Raw genomic sequence first — 20,309 nt, 5'->3', positions numbered from 1 at the left:
TTGACATGGGCGTCGGAAGGGATGGGCCGTGGCGGGGGATCGGACAGTAGCCGTGCGGGGGCAGCGGGAACGGGTGGTGCCCGCCGGGGACAGGGCCTTCGCGCCGTTGGAGGACGGGGATCCGCGTCAGGTGGGCGGCTACCTCCTGCGAGCACGCATCGGCGAAGGGGGGATGGGGTCGGTGTACCTCTCCCACACCCCGGGGGGACGTCCCTTGGCCGTGAAGGTGGCACGTCCCGAACTGGCCGGGGATCCCGGGTTCCGCAGCAGATTTGCCAAGGAGGTGCGCATCGCCTCCCAAGTCCAGGGCCTCTATACGGCATCGGTGATCGACAGCGACCCGGCGGCGGAGCGCCCATGGTTGGCGACCGCCTACGTTCCCGCACCGTCGCTTGCGGCAGTGATCGCCGCTCAGGGGCCCCTTCCCACGGACACCGTCCTGGTGATGATGGCCGGGATCGCCGAGGCCCTGCAGGCGATTCACGCGGTGGGTATCGTCCACCGGGACTTGAAGCCCGCAAACGTGATCATGTCCCTGGACGGGCCGAGGGTCATCGACTTCGGCATCGCACGGGCGATGGACAGCTCCTCTGTGGCTCTGACCCGCACCGGCGCCAGGATCGGAACACCGGCGTTCATGGCGCCGGAACAGGTGCGCGGCCGCCCCCTGCGGGGCGACGCCGACGTCTTCTCTCTCGGAGCGCTGGCTTTCTACGCAGCCGTGGCCGAACTGCCGTTCGGAGGAGACGCCGCTGTCTTCCACCGCATCACCGAGGAAGAGCCCGACTGGGAGTCGGTGGACCCGAGACTGCGCCCGGTCCTGTCGCGCTGCCTGGCGAAGGACCCGGGCGAGCGACCTGCCCCTGCCGATGTGCTTGAGCTGTGCCGCCGAGCCACTTCGGACCACCGTCTCCGCATGGGCACCGGCTGGCTGCCCCCCACGGTGACCGCCGAGGTCACGCGGTACGCACAGGCTCCCGTTCCGGCGGCACCCCGGGGGCACGGCTCCGCGCAGCAAGCAGCGCGCCGCAATGGGGTGCTGCTCGCCGCCGTGACAGCCGTCGCGCTGGCAGCTTCGGGCACGGGCATCGCCCTGGCTCTCACCGGTGATCCGGGCACCTCGCGGTCCCCCAGGACCGGTACGTCCACCTCGCCCCGTCCGGCCACCACCGCCTCCCCGACGGCAAGTGCGAGTCCGCAGCCTTCCTCGTCCTCCTCCGCAGCTCCCCTTCCCCCTACCGCTGGGACGAGCCCCTCCACTTCGCCCGGGCAGCCCTCCCCAGAGACCTCGGCCACTGGTGATGTGGTGCGCTGGCACGGCCGACTGGACGTCATCTACTACGGGGCAGCCCTCGACGACGTGCCACCGTCCGTGCCCGACAACGCCGCCCTCGACGACATCTCCTGGACAGGCAGCAGCAACACGCTCTTCGGGCGGGTGGCCGAATGGACCGGCCCCGGCACACCGACCAGCAAGCAGTGCTCGGACTTGGTCGTCACCCACCCCGAAGGAAACACGACGGTACGCAGACGAGGCATGCGACTTTGCCTGCGCACCGGCCAGGGTCGAGGAGGCTACGCCACCGTCCGTGAGATCGCCGAGGACCACATCGCACTGGACCTGACGGTGTGGGAGCTGCCCGAAGGCGCCACCCCGTCCAACCCCTGGTAGCAGGCGGCCCACCCGGCCAGGGCCGGTCGGGGCCACCGAGCCGGGCCGCGCCATGCGGGCAGAGCGCGTACGAGCGAGGAGGAGGTTGAGGTGGAGAGGCGAGAGGCACCGATTCCGGAGGGGCCGTTGCGGGACTTCGCCCAGGGGCTGCGGGACCTTCAGGCCCGAGCCCCCGGGTCGCCGACCTACCGGGAGCTGGCGCGCCGGGCCCGGTGCGCGCCCTCGGCGCTGTCGGACGCGGCCGCTGGGCTCCGGCTGCCTACCTGGCCGGTTACCGAGGCGTTCGTCAAGGCCTGCGGAGGAGACGTCGAACAGTGGCACCGACGCTGGCAGGAGTTGCGGCGGTGGCCTCTCGCGACCGCCCCGGGCTTCCCTGCCGGAGCCCGCAACCCGGACGGAACAATGCCCCCGTGGACCGGACCAAAAGCCTCCGCGGCGGCCGACTCCGGGACCTTGACCCTGGGGGCAGCCTTCGCGACGGCGACTGCCCACGCCGAACACCGACCCACCCGGCCGGCTGTCGAACCGTTGACCCGAACCGACCCCACCCTCATCGGACCGTTCCGCCTGCTTGGGCGCCTGGGCGGGGGCTCGATGGGCCAGGTGTACCTGGGCGTCGGCAGGCCCGGCCAGCCGGTCGCGGTCAAAGTGGTCCGCCCCCACCTGGCCGAGGACCCCGCCTTCCGCCGCCGCTTCGCAGCCGAGGTCGCCGCTGCACGGCATGTTCAGGGCCCCTTCACCCCCAGCGTCGTCGATGCGGACCCGGAGGCCGAGCGGCCCTGGCTGGCCACCGCCTTCCTCCCGGGCCCCTCGCTCGGCGAAGCCGTTGATGTCCACGGCCCGCTGCCACCACAGGCCGTCCGCGCACTGGCCGCCGGCGTCGCCGGGGCGCTGCAGGCCATCCACGCGGCCGGTGTGCTCCACCGCGACCTCAAGCCTGCCAACGTGCTCCTGGACGCCGACGGCCCCAAGGTCATCGACTTCGGCGTCGCCCGCTGGGTCGACGCATCCCAGGTCACCCAGACCGGCGCCCAGGTCGGCACCATCCCCTTCATGGCGCCGGAGCAGGCGGACGGCCGACCTGTGACCGGCGCCGCCGACGTCTTCGCTCTGGGCTCCCTGCTCGCCTACGCCGCCACCGGCATCACGCCCTTCGGGAACGACTCCAGCGGGGAAGTCCTCTACCGCATCGTCCACGCCGATCCCGACCCCGCCGCACTCGCATGCCACGACGAGGAGCTGCGGAGCCTGATCAGAGCCTGTCTGGACAAGGACCCCGACCGCCGTCCCTCGCCCGGGCAGATCGTCGACGCCTGTGCCGGCCCCCACCCCGGACGGTCATGGCTGCCCGCCGCACTGGCGTCCCAGGCCGCCGCCCGCGGCGGCGAGGTCGCCGCCCTCCTGGCCAGGGACGCCAAGCGACGCATCGTCATCCGCATGAAGCTCGGCGCCCTCCCTGTGCTGCTCGCCTCGGCAGTCGTCGCCGCCACCGTCATGGCAAGCCCTGGCCACACCGCCCCCCGCCCGGTCTCCAGCCCCAGCGGCACTCGCGCCGCATCAGCGGCTCCGAGCCGCATCTCCACTCCTGCCCCCGGCACCACCGCAGCCGAGCCCTCCGCCTCCGCGTCGGTCCCGAGCGGCAAGGGAGGGGGTGCCGGTGCAAGCGGATCACCAAAGGCCAAGCGGACCGCTTCCACGGACGCCCCCCGCCTGCTGGGCGCCCCGGACTTCGACGGTTACTGCCGCGCCACCGGCCAGGGGCAGGTCGAACTCACAGCCCAGAACGCCTATGGATGGCACTGCAGCGCCGACAGCGGCAAGGGAGACGATGTGGAAGCCGTCTGCGCGTGGACCTTCACCGTCAGCCCCAGCCAGGTCACCAACCGCGTCAGCGACTTCAACACGCCGGACACCTGGCAGTGCTGGCGCGCCACCCGGGAGCTCGGGCCCCTCGACTTCGACGCCTACTGTCGCGCCACGGGCCACAGCGGCGCCTTCTACATCCCCGGCCGCAGCGCCTACGGCTGGTACTGCAGGGGTAGCTCCGACGGCATCGACACCCAGGCCGCCTGCCAGACCCTCTACGGCAGCACCCCGCCCATCAGCCGCTTTGAAGACTTCTACGACCAGAACTCGTGGCAGTGCTGGGGCTGACGCCGGGTTCGACCGGCGAACCCTGTCCGCAACGCCCTGCGCCGTACGAGGTGTCGATGGAGCCCACCGACGTCGGCATCCGGACTGATCCCGGGAACGGCCTTCCATGTCTTCGGGGCCCTGGTCCGCGACGTCTTCGCCGACGGCATCCACTTCCACGGCGGCACCAACAACTCACGCGTGTCCCGGACTTCCCGTCGGGAGGTTCGGCACCGACGAGTGCCCAGCAGCGGTGTGGCTGCCAGCCCTCGTTCATGCGCGCTGCCAGCGCGCGCAGGTAGGCGTTCCGGTCGTCACCCGTCAGTTGCTTGCCGAGTTCACCGAGGTCGAGTTGCATCCCATCCCCCCACGATCAGTAAGAAGGATTGGTCGGCCGGCGGCCGGGGGAGGGCTCGCTCGGTCAGAACGGGACTGTTCGTCGAGCCTGGTGCAAAGACGAGAGCGCATGTTCCGGTGGTGCCTGTGCTCCTTCTGGGAGACGGAGCCTCTGCGCCCGGGTCTTGGCCGGACGGGTAGGGTCGCGTGCATGTGGGAGGGTCTGGAAGCGATCGACTGGGCGGGTCTGGAGCACAACTACGGGTCTGCCGAGGACGTGCCCGGTCTGCTTCATCGATGTGCGGGGCCTGATCCCGAGGATGCAGGGGAGGCGGCGTTCGAGCTGCTCAACCTGTTGTTCCATCAGGGTGGTTGGATCTGCTCCGCCGCGCCGGCTGCGCTGCCTTTCCTTCTCCGTCTGGCGGCGGCCCCGCGTGTGCTCTGCCGTCCCGTGGTGCTGGAACTGGTGGCAAGGCTGGCCGCGGAGGCCGGGCATGTCGCCGAGAGGTTCCTGGATCCCGGCTGGTCGCCGGCCTGGGAACGGGCGCTGCCCGAGGTGCTTGCCCTGCTGACCGATCCCGAGCCGGAGATCCGGCGGGCCGCGGCCGAGGTGGCCGGTGTCTGCGCCAGCCCGGGCGCGCTCCTGCTGCCCGCGCTCCTGCGGTGCTGGCAGGCGGAGGGTGATCTGGTGACCCGCCTCGACCTGGTCCTCGCACTGGGCCAGGCGGCCGGGCGGGAGCCGGCGGGTGACCGGTCCGGCGAGGTCGGCACCGTCCTCCGCGGATTGCTGGACTGTTCGGAGCCTCAGCTTCGGCTGGCGGCGGTACACGCGCTTGCGCCCGGCGACCCGACCCTTGCGGCACGGCGGCTGGACCTCCTGCTGGATGCCGTTCGGGAGCCGAGCGTGCATTTGTGGCAGCACACCAGCTCGGTGGAGAGCGGCGTACGGGGGGTCCAACACTGGACGTCGGCCCTGTTCACAGGGGCGTCCCCCGCCTTCACGCTCGGCCTGCTGGCCGACCATCCTGACGCAGAGCAGCGGATCGGCGCCTTGGCGCAGGCCGGCGGGCTGCTGTCGCAGTGGCGCTCGCCGGCCGATGTGCTGCTGCCGCGCATCGCGGCCCGGCTGGACGACCCGGTCGCCGAGGTGCGCTACCGGGCGGTGGAGCTCCTGGCCTGCCTCGGCCCGTCGGTCACTGCCCACGCCGACGCGGTTGCCGAGTTGCTCGGCGACACCGCCGCCCGGTCGACACGTACGGGCGAGAGGGTCACTGAGGCTGCCGTGTGGGCGCTGGCCCGGATGAACGACCCGCGCTGCGTGCCGCATCTGGCCGAGTACGTGGCCGGCGCTCCGTCCGGCTTCGCCTCGGCGGCCTCCTTCCACGGCGGCGGCCGCGACGCTTTCCACGACCCTGTCCTCCCGGCCCTCTACGAGGTACTGGTTCGTCTTCCGGATCACGCGGAGGTGCTGCTGCCGGCGTTCTGCGACCGGCTCGGTACCGCCGTCGACGTCCGCTTGCTCAACCAACTCGGCGAAGTGCTCGCCGCCTGGGGACCTGCCGCGAAGGCGGCGGTGCCTCGCTTGCTCGACCTGCTGGAGGACGACCAGAGGTGGACCGCGGCGGCGACAGCTTTGGCCGGGATCGGGCCTGAGGGCAGTGAGGGACGGGAGCTGCTGCTGGCCCGATCGATCGCCACAGGCGCGGACGCGGAGCTTGCCGCCTGGGCGTACTGGCAGGTCGGCGGGGAGCCGGGCCCGGTCCTGAGGGTCCTGGGGGCCGCCGCCACCGAGGGCCGCTTCCCCCGCTCTGCCCTGCGCAGGCTGGCCGACCTCGGCCCTCACGCTGCCGGCCTTGCAGAACAGTTCCGGACGATGATCGGTGCCCGCGACCCCTGGACCAGCGTCGAGGCCGCGCACGCCCTGTGGGCCGCGACCGGAGACACCGAGGATGCTGTCCCCGCCCTCCTGCGGGCCGTACAGGGCATCGCCGACGGCACCTACCAACCGGTCATGCTCTCGGCTGTGCGCCATCTCGCGCGGATCGGCCGAGCCTCCCAGCCCGCCGTCCGACTACTGCGCCACCTTTCTGCAAGCGATCTTCGCTATCACTACTTCGGCGGCTGGCGCGCCTTCGCCGAAGACGAGTCCATTCGCGCTGCCGTCGACGAGCTGCTCACCGTAACCGACTGAGTGGCCCGGTTGAGCTGCGCGCCGCACATCGCCGCAGGGCCCAGAAGCGCTTCGACGGACGCCCGCTTCTCGTCCTCGTCGATCTCCAACAGACACGGACCGCCGTCGCCGACGTGACCTGATAGGGCTTACCCGATTGCGCGGCCCTTGCCCCGGCTCGATCGGGGCGAGGGCATTGCGGTTGATAGGGCGGTCATGGGTGCTCGATTCGGGCCCCGACGCGGAACGCCGGGCCTGGTCGGTGGCCATCACAGCATCATTCGGGAAGGTGCGCCTTCCGCGTCCCTGCCGGGGGCTGATCCACAAGTCCTGAGCCTTGCTCACGAGTACGGGGCTCGGCCGGGGCGCGTCGAAGCTCTGGCAGCGTGGGTCACCGGAACACACGGCACAGGGGCGCAGATGGAACGTGAGTGCCACACGGGTCACTGTACGAGCGCTCGGCGGGAGAGGACGCAAGGGGGAGCACTTCTACGGCAGAGGCCGGGCCGAGATCGACGGCACCGGCACGAGAGCGCCTATGGCCGCCATCGCTGACGGTCTGTGAGACCAGCGCCACTTCTGTCGACGTCGTGGCATCTGAGGTCTGCCGAGGCCTCCGGATCCTGGCGCCCTCGTTCTATGTCGGCCGCGGCCCGCGTCGATAGCCTCGTCTCCGTAGTTGCCCATTGCAGAGGATGTCATGGTCCCGCAGGATCCTGCACGTGGCGCGAAGCGCCGCACGCAGGGTTGGATCCGCCGGGACTGCACGACTGGATAGCTGAAGGAGTCGCCACTCGGTTTTCGCGATCAGCTGATGAGCGAGCGCACGTCGAGCGTGCGCCACGGACGTGAGCCCCCTGCTGTTTCATCGACGTCATACGTCGTGCGCTCACCTTGATTTACCGCAAGAAAGGTTCTCCTTCATGACACTCGACGTTCCTGCGGCACTTCTCGAAAGAGCCGATACCAGGGAAATGTACGAATGCGAGGAAGGGGTTCCTGAGCCAGGTGCCAGGCTCGGCGACGGGCTGATCGCCGGCCCGCCCGCGCTCGACGAGGCCCTTGCGTGAGCTGCCGTGATGCCGCCCACGACGGGGATGACTCCGCAGGGCCTGCGGGAGCTGGCGGCTGCCTTGGTGGCCCGTCCCGGCAGGCATCCGTTCGCCGTACGCGAGGCCGACGCCATCGTCGCCGCCGCGATCGGGTGCGTACACCGGAGCAGCGGGCAGCCTCTGCGCTGGAGGTACCCGGTCCGACGCCCGCGGGCGCGGTGGCGCCCGTGTGCGAGCCGCCCGATAGGCGGTCGGCCGTCGTCTCGTTGTGGAGACGTTCGAGGTGTCCCCGGGGCGTGTGCGACTCCTCGGCTCCCGACCTGGTCCGCGTCGGATCTGCCCTGCGCCATTCGCGACAGATCCGGATCCGACGCAGTTCCCAAGCCTTCTCCGTCTGGTCCAGCGGCGGCTCTTCGTGCCGGGTGGACGACTCCGTCGGTCGTGAGGGTTCTTGTGCATGGAGTCTTTTCAGGCCGCGCGCAGGCAGCCGGCCCGATGTGCGGATGATCGGTTCCACCGGGCTCAACGAGTCGACGGGCTCATCTGCGAACCCGTGCACAGCAACCGGACTCGACGGGGTCGCGGGTCCGGCGCGGAGTGACCACGGAGTGAGCGGGCCCCGATCGTAGGACGGGCAGTCCTGCGGGATTCGCTGACCCGTGGGCCTGACCGTACGGAACGCCGGCAGATCCGCGCGGCCTTGACCGCGACGGTGCGTCCGCCCGCCATCACCGGCGGATCGCAACGTATCAGCGCCCTGCACCACTGAAACCCGGCGACCGCCAGGCGATGGCACTGACGGGCGCCCACTGATGTGTTCTCTGATTTGTGGAAGGACAGCCCTGTTGCACAGGCGAAAAGGAAACCGGTGGCTCTTGGCCACCCTCACGAGCGGCGCGATGGCAGTCGGCGCCGTCTGCCTGCTGCCCACCGCGCACGCCGACCAGGTCGACGCAGCGCAGCAGTTCCAGGTGTCCGCGGCGCAGGCGGACTTCACCGCCGCCGCGGCCGAGTACCACGTCCCGCTGAGCGTGCTGCTCGGTGTGGCCCGCCAGGAGTCCGGCCTGGTCTCCCACGCCGGCTACAGCAACAACGCGGGGTGGGGCCTGATGAACCTCACCGACGCGACCCTGCAGATGCTGCAGGCGGGCCCGTCGGGGATCCCGGCCCACTCGGACCTCACCTCGGCGTCCAAGCACCCTGAGCTGCACACCCTGCTCACGGCCGCCGAACTGACCGGCATCCCCGCTGATCGGCTCCGCCGCAACCAGCGGGACAACCTGCGGGGCGGCGCCGCCCTGCTGGCCTCCTACCAGAAGGAGCTGACCGGCGGAACGTCGGACAAGGCGTCCGACTGGACCGCGGCCATCGCCAAGTACAGCCACATGTCGGACGAGAAGGCCGCGACGACCTTCACCTCCGACGTCCTCGCCTCGATCAGGTCCGGTATCCGGCAGAGCACTTCGGACGGGCAGCTGGTCACGGCTCCGGCTGACCCCTCCGCCGTACCGGTCACCGGCCAGATCGGCCGTCTCAAGCTGGCCAAGGCCGGCCCGTCCACACCGGCCGAGTGCCCCAAGTCGATGGGCTGCCAGTTCGTCCAGGCCTCCTCCACCGGCCTCCAGGTGTCCAACCGGCCCGCCAACGGCATCAGGATCGACCAGATCGTCCTGCACACCACCGAGGGCTCGTACGACTCGGCGATCCAGACCTTCCAGGGTCCCAACGCCACCGCCGCCCACTATGTGATGCGCTCGTCGGACGGGGCGGTCACCCAGATGGTGTCGGACAAGGACATCGCCTTCGGCGACGGCAACTACGACAGCAACCTCCACTCGATCCAGATCGAGCACGAGGGCTTCTCGGCGTTCGGCGCGGACTGGTACACGGACGTCGTCTACCAGCAGACGGCCAAGCTGGTGAAGTACCTCGCCGGCCGGTACGACATCCCGCTGGACCGCCAGCACATCCTCGCCCACGACAACGTGCCCGGCGGCAAGACCGCCGACCTGGCCGGCCAGCACTGGGACCAGGGCAACGAGTGGGACTGGACCCGCTTCATGAAGATGATCGACGCACCGTTCGACGACAGGACGAGTGGTGTCGGCCCGGTCGGCAGTGCGGTCACCATCGCGCCCACCTTCAAGAGGAACCTCCAGACCTTCACGGTGTGCCCCGCCGACGACCCCACTGGTTCCACCACCGCCTGCACCCCGGTGACGGTCCCGGCCAGTTCGCTCTTCGTCCACCAGGGCCCCAGCGAGGACTCCCCGCTCATCCTTGACGCCAATGTGCACCCGACGGCGGCTGCGGGCACCGACGGCGTGAGCGACTGGAGCACCACGGTCCAGGCGGGGCAGCACTTCGTCGTCGCGGACCAGCAGGGTGACTGGACGGCCATCTGGTTCGACGGCCAGAAGGGCTGGATCAACAACCCCCAGGGCAGGAACACCATTCCCGCCACCGGCGTGAAGATCATCACCGCGGCCGGAACCTCGGCGGCGCCGGTCTACGGCACGGCCTTCCCCGACCCGGCCGAGGTCCCGACCGGCTGGGGGCCGGACCCGCAGAACCCGCTGACGGCGCCCAACTACGCGATCCCCGCCGGTCAGGCCTACGTGGCCGACCAGCCGCCCGTCGCCGGCCAGGACTTCTTCCCCAGCCGGCAGGGAGTCGTCACCGGCGCGAAGCAGTACTACACCGTGCAGTTCAACCACCGCTACGTGTATGTGAACGCTGCGGACGTGACCGTCAGCACGGGCTGACGCCGGGCACGATCCCGGCCCGCAGGGCGGGCCGGACCCGTCGGCGGAGAAGGAGCACCCTCCTTCTCCGCCGGCACGGGTGATGACGGTGAGCGCACAGCCCCCAGTGGTCGGCGAAGTCCGCGAGGCAGGCAGGGGGCGGGTGGAGAAGCGCCGGACGGTGCGACCCGCGCGCTCCGGGCGGGCGGCAACCGCGTTCACCGCACGGCGCCGCCGATGCCGTCAGACGGCCGGCCCCTGGGTCAGCCCGGTGGTGAGCAGCCCCGTGACCTCATCGGCCAACTGCGGGCCGAGCTCGCCCCAGCCGTCCTTGTAGCCGTAGACGGCGGCCAGGGTGCGGGCCTCGTAGTCACCGTTCATGATCTCGATGTCGTTGGCGGTGATGAGCGCCGGGTGGGCGACACCTACGGCCGCCGAGACCTTGAGCAGTTCCTTGCGCAGGGCGCGCAGATAGACCGCTGCCCGGGTCGCCTTCGAGGTCGGGTCGACGCCACGGGCCAGCCACGGGTTCTGGGTGGCGATGCCGGTGGGGCACATGTCGGTGTGGCACTTCTGCGACTGGATGCAGCCGATGGACAGCATCGCCTCACGGGCCACGTTGATCATGTCGGCGCCCAGAGCGAAGGCCACGGCGGCGTTCTCGGGCAGGCCGAGCTTGCCGGAACCGATGAAGGTCAGCTCGTCGGTCAACCCCTGCTCGGCGAAGGTGCGGTAGACCCGGGAGAAGCCCATCCGGAACGGCAGCGACACCGAGTCGGTGAAGATCAACGGCGCCGCCCCGGTGCCGCCCTCGCCACCGTCGACGGTCACGAAGTCGACGCCGCGGTCACCCCGCGCCATCAGCCTGGCCAGCTCCTGCCAGAAACCCATCTCGCCCACCGCGCTCTTGACCCCGACCGGCAGCCCGGTCTCGGTGGCGAGCAACTCCACGAAGTCGAGCATCGAGTCGACATCGCTGAACGCGGTGTGCCGGGACGGGGAGATGCAGTCCTTGCCGACAGGGATGCCGCGGATCCCCGCGATCTCCGGAGTCACCTTTGCGCCCGGCAGCATTCCGCCCAGCCCAGGCTTGGCGCCCTGGGAGAGCTTGATCTCTATCGCCTTGACCGGGGCGCCGGCGACCACGTCCCTGAGCTTGTCGAGGTTGAAACTGCCGTCCTCGTTGCGGCAGCCGAAGTAGGCCGTCCCGATCTGAAGCACGAGGTCGCCGCCGCTGCGGTGGTACGGCGAGAGGCCGCCTTCGCCCGTGTTGTGCATGGCACCCGCCAGTGCCGCCCCCTTGTTGAGCGCGGTGACGGCTGCGCCGGAGAGCGATCCGAAGCTCATCGCCGAGATGTTCACCACACTCGCGGGCCGGAACGCCTTGGCGCGCCCGCGCGGCCCGCCCAGCACCTTGGCCGACGGCAGTGGCGCCTGCGGGTCGTGTACGTCGGGCAGCGGGCCGGCGAACGTGCGCTGCTTCACGTAGGCGTGGCCCTGCACATGCTCGACGTCGACGTCGGTGCCGAACCCGAAGTAGTTGTTCTCCTCCTTCGCCGACGCGTAGATCCAGCTGCGCTGGTCACGGCTGAAGGGTCGCTCCTCCTCGTTGGAAGTGACGATGTACTGGCGCAGCTCCGGACCGATCTTCTCCAACAGGTACCGGGCGTGCCCGACGACCGGGAAGTTCCGAAGCAGTGCGTGCTTCTTCTGGATGAGATCGCGGGCGGCCAGGACCGCCAACGCTGTTGCGGCGGCTGCGCCGATCCTCCGGGCGTACATGGACGTTCCTCCTCGATGCACGACTCCGTCGCCGAGCAATGGATGTCGATGTGTTGGGCGGCAGGTGACGGCACGGACGACCAGAGGTCGGCGTCCCGTTGAAAATCGGCCGGACGGCACCGTTGCGCGACGGTCCCGCCAGCGGGGGATGAGCTCTCTGCGGGAGCCGCACGGGTCGGTACATCGACCGGTGCACCGCTCGGTCGGCTCGCACCAGGCACCCTCGGCCTGCTCCAGGGGCCCTCGGTGGCGGCCGGCAGGTGGTCGACGAGCGTCGTCTCCGGACAGCCGGGCAGCGTGTGCTGCGCAGCGGGATCACTCTCGTCGGCCGTCGGGCACCTCGCGCAGCAGCATGCGGACGTGAGTCAGCCGGAGTGGCAACCGTCGCTGTCGGCGTGACGGCGTCGGCGGCGGCAGCCGTATCCGCGGCCGGCCGGCAGGAGGCGATCCGCGGTGCCCGTCGCGCTTGGAACCAGCGTGTCGTCGGCAGCGGGCACAGTGGCCGCGGCACCGCCGGGAGACGAGGCCGAGGTGCCGTCGGCGTGACCGCCGCCGCTGCTGCAGCCGGCCACACCGAGCGTGGAGGTGCCGAGTATCGGACGGGCGGTGCAGGTCATGGGCGGCCTTCCTTGGACGGACCCGGTTGCAGCGCCGCTCACTGTAAGACACCCGGGAGTCCGTCCGTACGACCAGACCCCCCTACGCGCGAGAGGAAGCTGTGACCGACAGACCACCCCGTACCGGTCGGCTCCGCGACCCCGCCGGGGGCTTGCGTGCCCTACCGGGACAGAAATGGCCCTCACCCTTGACATTCTGCGCGTTCAGCATCAGGGCCACGGTTGCCCGGCGACAGGTCGCTGGCCGGGGGAGCTGCTGCGCTGCCCGCGGTGCCGATGTATGGAGGCCCGACGCCAACCCTGCGACTTCCCTCTGCACGCCGCCGCTCCTGTCGGCGACGAAGGCCGTTTGAGCATCCTGCGGACACTCGACCGCGCACGGCTGGTCGCCGCCGCGCGCTGGCTGAGTCCCGTCCCTGGGCTGGGCGTCACTGCATGATGCGCTGCTGCAGATGCGGCCACTTTCTCGACTGCAAGCCCGCCGCCGCCCTGGCCCTCGTCCCCGACGCGGCCGCGCACCGCATCGGCGTGCGGCAGATCGCCCTGCGGCTCTGCGGCTGAGCCATCTCGTGAGCCGACTTCGCGGACTCCTCCTGTCCCGGGCCGACCCAGCCCGCGTGAAGGAGTGAGGGCCGGCGGCCCGCTTGCCCCGCACCTGGATCGAAGAGGCAACGACAGGGTGTTCTGCGCAGAGTGCCGGCACGAGGTCCACGGCGAGATGCTGCCCCTGGGTGCTCGGCTGCCCACCGGCACCTGCCCCGGCTGCGAGCGCTGCGCCCGTCAGGCCGCGGGTGACAGGGGGAGCAGCCGCCCGCCGTTGGGGCACGCGCCCGGTAGGGCCCACCCCCCGCATTCCCCCCACGCGGGGCGGGCCGCACAGCAAGCAGGGCCCCGGGATGGCGACGAGATTCCCGGGGCCCTGCTGCGTGCCGGCCGGCGAACCGCCGGTGCCCTATGACGTGGGGTGCTCTGTGCGTGGGGCTTGGCGGGCTGTGCCTCCCCGGGCTGGGCGGGAGTCAGGGCCGCATCGTCAGATTCGGGCGGCCGACGGCTTGGCGCTCACCTCGCCTGGCCACCAGGAGTCAGGGACGGGACCGTACTGCGGCAGCACCAACTGCTTCGGGCCGCCCGTAGCCTCGACAGAGTGTGCTGGCAGTGGTGGCCCCACCACTCGTTCTCAATCAGGACGTGCCACTTCCCGCCGCTGCCCGACCGCACCAGCGCCCCACCCGGGCCTCGTACACCGACGGCAGCAGCGTCCCTCTCCGCTCCAGACCAGTATGTTGCAGCGCCTGCACCACCCGTACCGCCCCGCCCCACCCTGAATCCGCACACCGAGCAGGAACGGATCACCGCCGACCCGGACGGCGCTGCGGGCAGCAGGCGCGGACGCGGTGGCGTATCCCTTCGGCACTATCGGGGCGCGTGCACACGCCGGGCTTCGGCCTTCGGTGTCAGATGCACCGTGTCACGGTGTGTCCGGCGTCGGGATCGGTTTCCCGGGGCATGTCCCGTTGGACGTGCTCCCGTTGGTGAAGAACGCCACCGCCTTCGATGCGCACGGCAGGTTCTCCAGGGAGACGTGGACGTCGTCCTGGACGGTCAGCAGTGCGCCGCCGATCGTGGTTTGCATCTGCTTCGCCCACGGCAGGGGAGTGTTGGTCTCGAAGGCATGTCCGACCAGCTGGAGTGCACCTCCGTTCTTGTCCAGATGCCAGGACTGTGCCGGGAACGGCCAGCCCTGGCATCGGACAATGCCGGTTGCGCCGTAACTGCTGTAGGCGGCGACGGGGTACTCCTGCCGCAGTTCGTCCGAGTGGGCCCAGCTTGCCTCGAAGTCCCGGTCGGCCGGCGAGTCGTTGCAGCCTATGGAAGCGAGCATGAACTCGGCCTCACCCTCGGGCGCCGGGTCGTCGCTGTAGCCGTTGCCGACTGCCGTACTGGACCCGGCGGCCTGTGACGGTGTGGCCGAGGGCGCACCCGGCACACCTCCGTCGCGTACGGTGGCGAGGTGTTCGGCCGACTGCGCCCAATTGGCCCGCGATGCCAGCAGGAGCGCGTCGACGGCCATGCCGTCCACGGTCGATCCGCCGGTGCCGCCCGGCCTGGGGCTGGTCGCCAGTTGGTCCCGCAGGGCAATGAGGGCCTTGACGACGTCCGGCCCGGTGCGGCCGAACCGGTAGGTGCGGTCGTATCCCGCGATCCACTCTGCGAAGTCGTGGAACCGTGCTTCGTTGGCGGCGAACTGGTCGTCCGCGTCGCTCTTGGACTGGCCCGGTGCCATGACCGAGTCCAGCAGCATCCTGTCCACGTGGTCCCCGAACAGACTCCGGTAGGAGGCGCCGAGTGCGGTGCCCCATGACTTGCCGAAGTAGCTGATCTTCTTCTCCCCCAGAGCGACGCGGATCCTGTCCATGTCCCGCGCGATGTTGGCCGTGGTCATCGACCTTGAGAAATCCTGCTCACGGTTCGCACAGTGCGTCAGGTTCGCGGCATAGTCGTCGCTCCTGAACTTCGCCACCGCCTTCGGGTCGAGTCCGGCGGGCGGCTGGTCCGCGGCGTCCGGAGACAACTCGGGACAGACAAGTTTGCTGCTGTACCCCAGGCCGCGGGTGTCGAAGCCGATCAGGTCGTGGTCCCGGCCGACGTCGGCCATCTTGCTCTCGGACAGGAGGTACGGCTCACCGACGCCCTGCACGCCGGGGCCACCGGGATTGATGAGGAGCACTCCCTGACGGTGTCCGGGGCCGGTGGCCCTGATCCGGCTCACCGCTATGTCGATCTGGCGTCCGTTCGGCTTGGCGTAGTCCAGGGGGACCTGCACGGTCGTGCACTCGGTCCGGTGGTCCTCGGGAGTGTTCCAGTCGCGGGCGAGCTGGAAGCAGGGCTTCCACACGAGCCCGCCGGCAACCTGGTCCGCCTGCTTCTGGCCGGCGTCCGCCGTCGACGGGGCCAGCGACTGCATCCCCAGCGCGAGCAGTGCCGTGCCGGCCGCCACGACGACGTTCCTCCTACTCCTACGTGTTGTCTCGATCAATGGCATGACAGCTCCCTGGTTCCATCCGTTTGGATCATGGATCGAGGCTACGAGCGGCCTGTATCGACCAGGCCTCCATGCCGCGTCAACCATCCATCCGAAACGCGGACTGGCTGGGTGTTTCGTCCATGAAAGCGGTAGGCGATCCTGATTTCCGGCCTGCTCGGTCGGCTCTTCTGCAGGCACTCCAGAGGCTGGTGCGCCGTGAGTGGTGTCTGCATGCGGACGTCCGCCCAAACTGCGTAGTGCGTCCTGTCTCATCCCACGGAGCCGGGCTGAAGCACGATTGCCCTTGGGTCCCGCGGCCTATGGCCGCAGGCGAGATTCCGTAGTGTGCCGTCGTCATGACGGATCGTCGACCGTAACTGAGCGACCTGTCCGACGCCCGCTGGGCCCTGGTCGAGCCCACGCTGACCTCCTGGCGCCGAGCCCGCACCGAACGCGCCCTCGCGTTCGGCCGACCGCCCGAGCGCGAGCTGCGGGACCTGCTGGACGCGATCCTCTACGCCGACCGCACCGGCATTCCCTGGCGCTACCTCCCACACGGCTACCCGCCCTGGGAGACGGTCTACGCCTACTTCGCCCGCAGCCCGACCGGTAGGCTCGCTACCGGCAGGGGAAGCCGCTTGCCCATGGCTTGAGATGGGGAAGAAGGCTCCGATGCGGGTGATAGATCCGGCGAAGGGTGGCCGTGTGTCCAGCGGGAACATGTTCAGTGTCTACGGACGGATGACCGCACTGCCTGGTCGACGTGACGAGCTGATCGCCGTACTCCGTGACGGCTTCCGTGCGGGCGGCTATGACACCGGCCTGCTCAACTACAGCATCAACACGGCCTTTGACGACCCCGACACGATCTGGCTGACACAGCTGTGGATCAACAAGGAAGCACACGATGCGACCACCCGTTCCGAGCCTGTCGCAGCAGTGAGTAGCCAGGTTCCTCCCCTTCTGGCCCGGCAACCCGAGGGCTTCTACGGTCATGCCGTCCATGTGCACAGCCGAACCGCCGAGGCTTGACCTGTCCGCTACGGCTGCAAGGTCGCTTGAAACCGACCGACCCCCAGGTCCTGACGATATGTCGTACCAGGCCGCCCCACGTCCGAACGCCCGCGTCGGCGGGAAGCTCGGCAAGCTTCTTTCCCTCGAAGGTCTGTCGAGCCGACGCACAGGCAGGGCGGCCGGTCCGTCGTGACACTGAGCGTGGTCTCGGCCGAGAGGTGACATCAAGATCTCCGACATCCGTGACACCGCCTTTGCTGAGGATGCCTCCCGAGTGCGCACCGGCGCCCCGCCGGCTGCGACAACGTCGCCGCCGGTCTGCGGAAGCATCGCCGGACCGGGCAGGCCCTTCTGATGTCGCCACCCTGGGGCGGATGCGGCCTCCTTGGAGAGTGACGTGATCGATGCGGGCGCGGACGCGGGGCCGCGGGCGGTGGAGTCGGCTCAGGCGGCCGTTGCGGGAACAAGGTGGTCGAGGCCCTGCGCGCTGCCCGTCGCCGCCTCGACCGAGCGCGGCAGCATGAGGCTCTCGTAGGCGCGGACGGCGGCGCCGACGCTGGATTCGGTTACGAGGGCATGGGCGAGGTCGGAGCCGTCCAGCATGGCGAGATTGGCGCCCAGCCCTACCGGGGGCATCAGGTGCGCGGCATCGCCGAGCAGCGTGACTCCTGGAACGTGCTCCCAGGTGTGCGGGGCCGGCAGGACGAACAGGGACCGGTTGATGAAGCCGTTGTCGCTGTTGCGCAGGATGTAGCGCAGGCTCTCGTCCCAGTCGTCGAACATCCTCAGCAGCTGCGTCCGTACGGCCCGCGGGTCGCCCAGGTCGATACCGGCGGCGACGTGCCAGTCCTGCGGCGCGCGGAGCGCGATGTAGGCGCGGATGTGGCCGTTGCTGTTGCGCTGGGCGACCAGAGTCCGCCCGGCGCCCTTCGCCAGCATCGATCCGTTGCCGACCAGCCGCGCGAGGTCGGGATGGCGGGTGTCGCAGCGGTCGAATCCGGTCTCGACGAAGGTGACACCTGTGTAGCCGGGTACGGCGTGCGACAGGGCCGGGCGGACGCGTGACCAGGCGCCGTCGGCACCGACCACCAGGTCGAAGTCCTCGGCGGTGCCGTCACCGAAGAGCAGTCGGCAGGTGCCGTCCGCCAGCGGGGTCACACCGCTGACCGCGCGGTCCCACCGCACCGTGCCCTCGGTGACCGAGTCCAGGAGCAGACCGCGCAGTTGGCCCCGGTCGATCTCCGGCCGACCGCCGGTGCCGGAAGGGCCCTGCTGCGCCACGAGGGCGGCGGTGGCGAAGTCGAGCACGCGCCACTCATCGCCTTCGGGGCGGGCGAGGGCGTGGAAACGGTCCAGGAGCCCCGCCGAACGCAGGGCGGCCTGCCCGGTGTCGGTGTGCAGGTCGAGGGAGCCCCCCTGCGGCCGGGCGTCGGGGGAGGCGTCGCGTTCGAAGACGGTGACGGAGCGGCCGTGTCGCTGGAGGACTCGGGCGCAGGTGAGGCCGCCGAGACCGGCGCCGACAATCGCGATGCGGGGATCACGGGGAGAGTTCACGGGAGTACTCCTGTGGGGAGGCGGATGAGCCGCTGGGAGGCCCTGCATCACCAAGAAAGCACACTCGATAAATAAGTGCAATGACTACGCTTTTGTAGCGGATGCACTTCGAGGTACGGTGTGCGAGTGACCGAACCGACCGGGCGCCGTGAGCGCAAGAAGGCCCAGACCCGCCAGGCCCTGGCCGACGCCGCACTTGAACTCTTCCTCGAGCACGGCTACGACCAGGTCGGTGTCAAAGACGTCGCCGACTGCGCCGACGTCTCGGTGACCACTCTGTTCAAACACTTCTCCAGCAAGGAGGCTCTGGTCTTCGACCAGGACGACGACCTGGAAGCATCACTCGTCGCCGCTGTCCGGGAGCGGCCCCCGGGCCAGTCGATCCCGCAGGCGTTGCGCGAGCACCTCCTGCTGAAGCAGACCCAGCTTGCGATCCATGCCGCGGACCCGCGGTTCGCCGACTTCACGCGTCTGGTGCAGGAGACCCCTGCGCTGCGCGATTACGCCCACCGCATGTGGACGCGCCACGAAGCAGCCCTGACCGGAGCCATCGCCGAGGCGGCGGGTGCTCCCGAGGGCGACGTCAGCTGCGCGGCCCTGGCCCGTTTTGCCCTTGAGGCCCGCAGTCTCATCCTGCGGCACGCCGAACCGCGCCGAGCCGCCGACGAGGCCTTCGCACTACTCGAACACGGCTGGGCGTCCTCCCATCCGGGCGTGTGACCAGGTCCGCAAGAAGCCCGCGGTGTGCATGGATGCGGTGCGCGCTCTCGAGAGCTGACATGACTGTCCGTCAGGTCCCGTCTGCGCAGACGCGTTCCAGGGTTACCTTGCCGGTAGCGGTGGTGGCGGTTCCTGCAGGCTGTGGACGTTCATTGAGACCGGACGACCCGTCGAGACCGTCTCTCCGCATGACCCACGGAAAGTCAGCGGTCACCTTCGCTACGACAACGGCTTCTGAGGCCGATGACCGGCATCCCGGCTCAACTGGGACGGGCTGATCCACCCTGCTGTCGAGGTCGCTATCGAAGCACCGCCACCGTCTCAGCGCGAGTCGGCCCCTCGGTGGTCGGCCGCCGCGGAATCCGCGCCTGTCAGGCCGGGTCCGAGGTCGACCCGGACCGATGCGAGGCAGTCAAATCGCTGGCAGGACGGGCTGGAACTGGGCTTCGGCGCCTGCTCGACGCCATGTGCAACTTGGTGGTCGGCCCGCCCGCGATCGCCCGAGGCCGTGGTCGTCCAGGTCAGTGTCAACGCTGCCGGGAGGCTCGTTCTGCAGAGCCCGTCTTTGCGAGCTCCCGCAGCATGCCGGTGAGCCCGGGCAATCGTGGAGTCCATGCTGACGTCCCAGGTGATGAGGCCCTTCGCGTCGGCCTCGGCTTGCAGCTGCTCAGGGGTCCGCTTCCAGGTGCCGTCACGCTGCCAGCGGCGGAACAGGTCGTAGGCCCGGTCCCACGGCCCGTACCGCTCCGGGACGTCTGCAGGGCACACCGGCGTTGGTCCGCCACCGTAGGCCCTCGATCGGCTTTCGCCGCGTCCAGGTCGGTGGCCGTCCCGGCCAGCCCTGCCTGCGCCCGGCTTCTTGAAGGCGAGGGCGTCGTCGGGCCCGGACGCCCACTTCGGTACGGTCGGCGCATGCACGAACAGCTCGCTCACCAGGGACTGACGGAAGGGGCTATGGCCGCGGCCGGGTGAACGGTCCCTGCTCGGTCTCGATCGGGATTTTGCGCTCGGCCGGGCGCTTGAGCTTGAGGCGGGCGTTGTTGACGTTGTCGGGCGTGATCTCCAGGTCAATCGCCTCGCGCACCGCCCGCGCTCGCAACGGGGCGTCGGCTGTGGCGTTGGAGTCACCTGGTGGCGGGTGAGGGTGGAGTGCGGGGCTGTGGGTGGGCTGCCGCCGCCTGCCCTTGTCCCTGGCCCTGGCCGGGGCATACAGGCCCCCCGGGAGCCGGCCCCTGACGAGGTGCGGGTCACGGTCCTGATGGACAACACCTTCGACGCCCCGCTCCTCGGCGACGGACACACCACCAGGGCCAGCTTCGGAGCCGCGGCCACCCCCGCCGAAGTTGGGCATGGACTGCTGGGCGCGGAACCGAAGTAGTCGGTCTCGGACTCGAACGTCGCGGACACCGTCAGCCCGGCTCCCTGCTGCCGCAGGCCCGTTCTCATCGGCGGCTTGCGGCCCGTGAAGCAGTGCGGGGCAGGGCGGCGCG

At 70.1% G+C, this 20,309-nt stretch carries 14 protein-coding genes and 1 pseudogene; 10 read left to right on the top strand and 5 right to left on the bottom strand.

The window, feature by feature from the left end; all coding sequences use genetic code 11:
- Positions 1–28: 28 nt before the first annotated feature.
- The 5 genes from AOK09_RS41330 to AOK09_RS18475 all read left to right on the top strand — a co-directional run bounded on the left by AOK09_RS41330 (position 29) and on the right by AOK09_RS18475 (position 10,128).
- The gene (locus AOK09_RS41330; protein WP_079063202.1) at positions 29–1,672 is read left to right on the top strand and encodes a serine/threonine-protein kinase; all 1,644 of its coding nucleotides are present in this window, start codon (positions 29–31) and stop codon (positions 1,670–1,672) included.
- A gap of 90 nt (positions 1,673–1,762) precedes the next feature.
- Entirely contained in the window at positions 1,763–3,826 is a 2,064-nt protein-coding gene (locus tag AOK09_RS18485) for a serine/threonine-protein kinase (protein ID WP_407675414.1), read from the top strand.
- A 232-nt stretch (positions 3,827–4,058) separates the two neighbouring features.
- A complete protein-coding gene (locus tag AOK09_RS18480; protein ID WP_245687355.1) occupies positions 4,059–6,332 on the top strand; it encodes a hypothetical protein in 2,274 nt (757 codons plus the stop codon).
- A gap of 902 nt (positions 6,333–7,234) precedes the next feature.
- On the top strand, positions 7,235–7,381 hold the full coding sequence (locus AOK09_RS40200) for a hypothetical protein (protein WP_157875944.1): 147 nt from the start codon (positions 7,235–7,237) through the stop codon (positions 7,379–7,381).
- Positions 7,382–8,238: 857 nt separating this feature from the next.
- On the top strand, positions 8,239–10,128 hold the full coding sequence (locus AOK09_RS18475) for an N-acetylmuramoyl-L-alanine amidase (protein WP_245687354.1): 1,890 nt from the start codon (positions 8,239–8,241) through the stop codon (positions 10,126–10,128).
- Between the two features lie 222 nt (positions 10,129–10,350).
- On the opposite strand, the gene AOK09_RS18470 is transcribed toward AOK09_RS18475, so the two are convergent.
- Positions 10,351–11,889 carry an FMN-binding glutamate synthase family protein gene (locus AOK09_RS18470; protein ID WP_055588310.1) on the bottom strand — a complete coding sequence of 513 codons (1,539 nt, stop codon included), beginning with the start codon at positions 11,887–11,889 and terminating at the stop codon, positions 10,351–10,353.
- A 1,055-nt stretch (positions 11,890–12,944) separates the two neighbouring features.
- On the opposite strand from AOK09_RS18470, the gene AOK09_RS43225 reads away from it, so the two are divergent.
- On the top strand, positions 12,945–13,067 hold the full coding sequence (locus AOK09_RS43225; protein WP_265736735.1) for a hypothetical protein: 123 nt from the start codon (positions 12,945–12,947) through the stop codon (positions 13,065–13,067).
- A 907-nt stretch (positions 13,068–13,974) separates the two neighbouring features.
- Here AOK09_RS43225 and AOK09_RS18460 read toward each other — a convergent pair.
- The gene (locus AOK09_RS18460; RefSeq protein ID WP_055588308.1) at positions 13,975–15,504 is read right to left on the bottom strand and encodes an alpha/beta fold hydrolase; all 1,530 of its coding nucleotides are present in this window, start codon (positions 15,502–15,504) and stop codon (positions 13,975–13,977) included.
- Positions 15,505–15,908: 404 nt separating this feature from the next.
- On the opposite strand from AOK09_RS18460, the pseudogene AOK09_RS37920 reads away from it, so the two are divergent.
- Together AOK09_RS37920 and AOK09_RS18455 are read left to right on the top strand one after the other, a co-directional pair.
- Positions 15,909–16,127: pseudogene (locus tag AOK09_RS37920) on the top strand (transposase); the annotation flags it as partial.
- 124 nt (positions 16,128–16,251) lie between these two features.
- A complete protein-coding gene (locus AOK09_RS18455) occupies positions 16,252–16,563 on the top strand; it encodes a putative quinol monooxygenase (protein ID WP_055588307.1) in 312 nt (103 codons plus the stop codon).
- A gap of 426 nt (positions 16,564–16,989) precedes the next feature.
- On the opposite strand, the gene AOK09_RS18450 is transcribed toward AOK09_RS18455, so the two are convergent.
- Complete coding sequence (locus AOK09_RS18450) at positions 16,990–18,099, bottom strand: FAD-dependent oxidoreductase (RefSeq protein WP_055588306.1); 1,110 nt, start codon at positions 18,097–18,099, stop codon at positions 16,990–16,992.
- Between the two features lie 126 nt (positions 18,100–18,225).
- Here AOK09_RS18450 and AOK09_RS18445 point away from each other — a divergent pair, with 126 nt between their 5' ends.
- A complete protein-coding gene (locus AOK09_RS18445; RefSeq protein WP_055588305.1) occupies positions 18,226–18,819 on the top strand; it encodes a TetR/AcrR family transcriptional regulator in 594 nt (197 codons plus the stop codon).
- A 321-nt stretch (positions 18,820–19,140) separates the two neighbouring features.
- Here the strand turns inward: AOK09_RS18445 and AOK09_RS40805 are convergent, their stop codons facing one another.
- On the bottom strand, positions 19,141–19,752 hold the full coding sequence (locus AOK09_RS40805) for a transposase (protein ID WP_169797043.1): 612 nt from the start codon (positions 19,750–19,752) through the stop codon (positions 19,141–19,143).
- Positions 19,753–19,771: 19 nt separating this feature from the next.
- Positions 19,772–19,903, bottom strand: a complete 132-nt coding sequence (locus AOK09_RS43220; RefSeq protein ID WP_265736734.1) for a hypothetical protein — start codon at positions 19,901–19,903, stop codon at positions 19,772–19,774.
- Positions 19,904–20,059: 156 nt separating this feature from the next.
- Between AOK09_RS43220 and AOK09_RS40195 the strand changes: the two genes are divergently transcribed.
- Positions 20,060–20,197 (top strand): hypothetical protein, encoded by a 138-nt coding sequence (locus AOK09_RS40195; RefSeq protein WP_157875943.1) that lies wholly within the window; start codon positions 20,060–20,062, stop codon positions 20,195–20,197.
- Positions 20,198–20,309 lie beyond the last annotated feature (112 nt).

The sequence above is a fragment of the Peterkaempfera griseoplana genome (assembly GCF_001418575.1).
Taxonomy (GTDB): Bacteria; Actinomycetota; Actinomycetes; order Streptomycetales; family Streptomycetaceae; genus Peterkaempfera; species Peterkaempfera griseoplana.
This window is presented reverse-complemented; position numbering and strand designations above follow the sequence as displayed.

Excerpts from the sequence above, each read along its gene's own strand:
- AOK09_RS40200 (WP_157875944.1), top strand. The coding sequence starts at position 7,235 with ATGACACTCGACGTTCCTGCGGCACTTCTCGAAAGAGCCGATACCAGG.
- AOK09_RS18470 (WP_055588310.1), bottom strand. The coding sequence starts at position 11,889 with ATGTACGCCCGGAGGATCGGCGCAGCCGCCGCAACAGCGTTGGCGGTC.
- AOK09_RS43225 (WP_265736735.1), top strand. The coding sequence starts at position 12,945 with ATGCGCTGCTGCAGATGCGGCCACTTTCTCGACTGCAAGCCCGCCGCC.
- AOK09_RS18455 (WP_055588307.1), top strand. The coding sequence starts at position 16,252 with ATGTTCAGTGTCTACGGACGGATGACCGCACTGCCTGGTCGACGTGAC.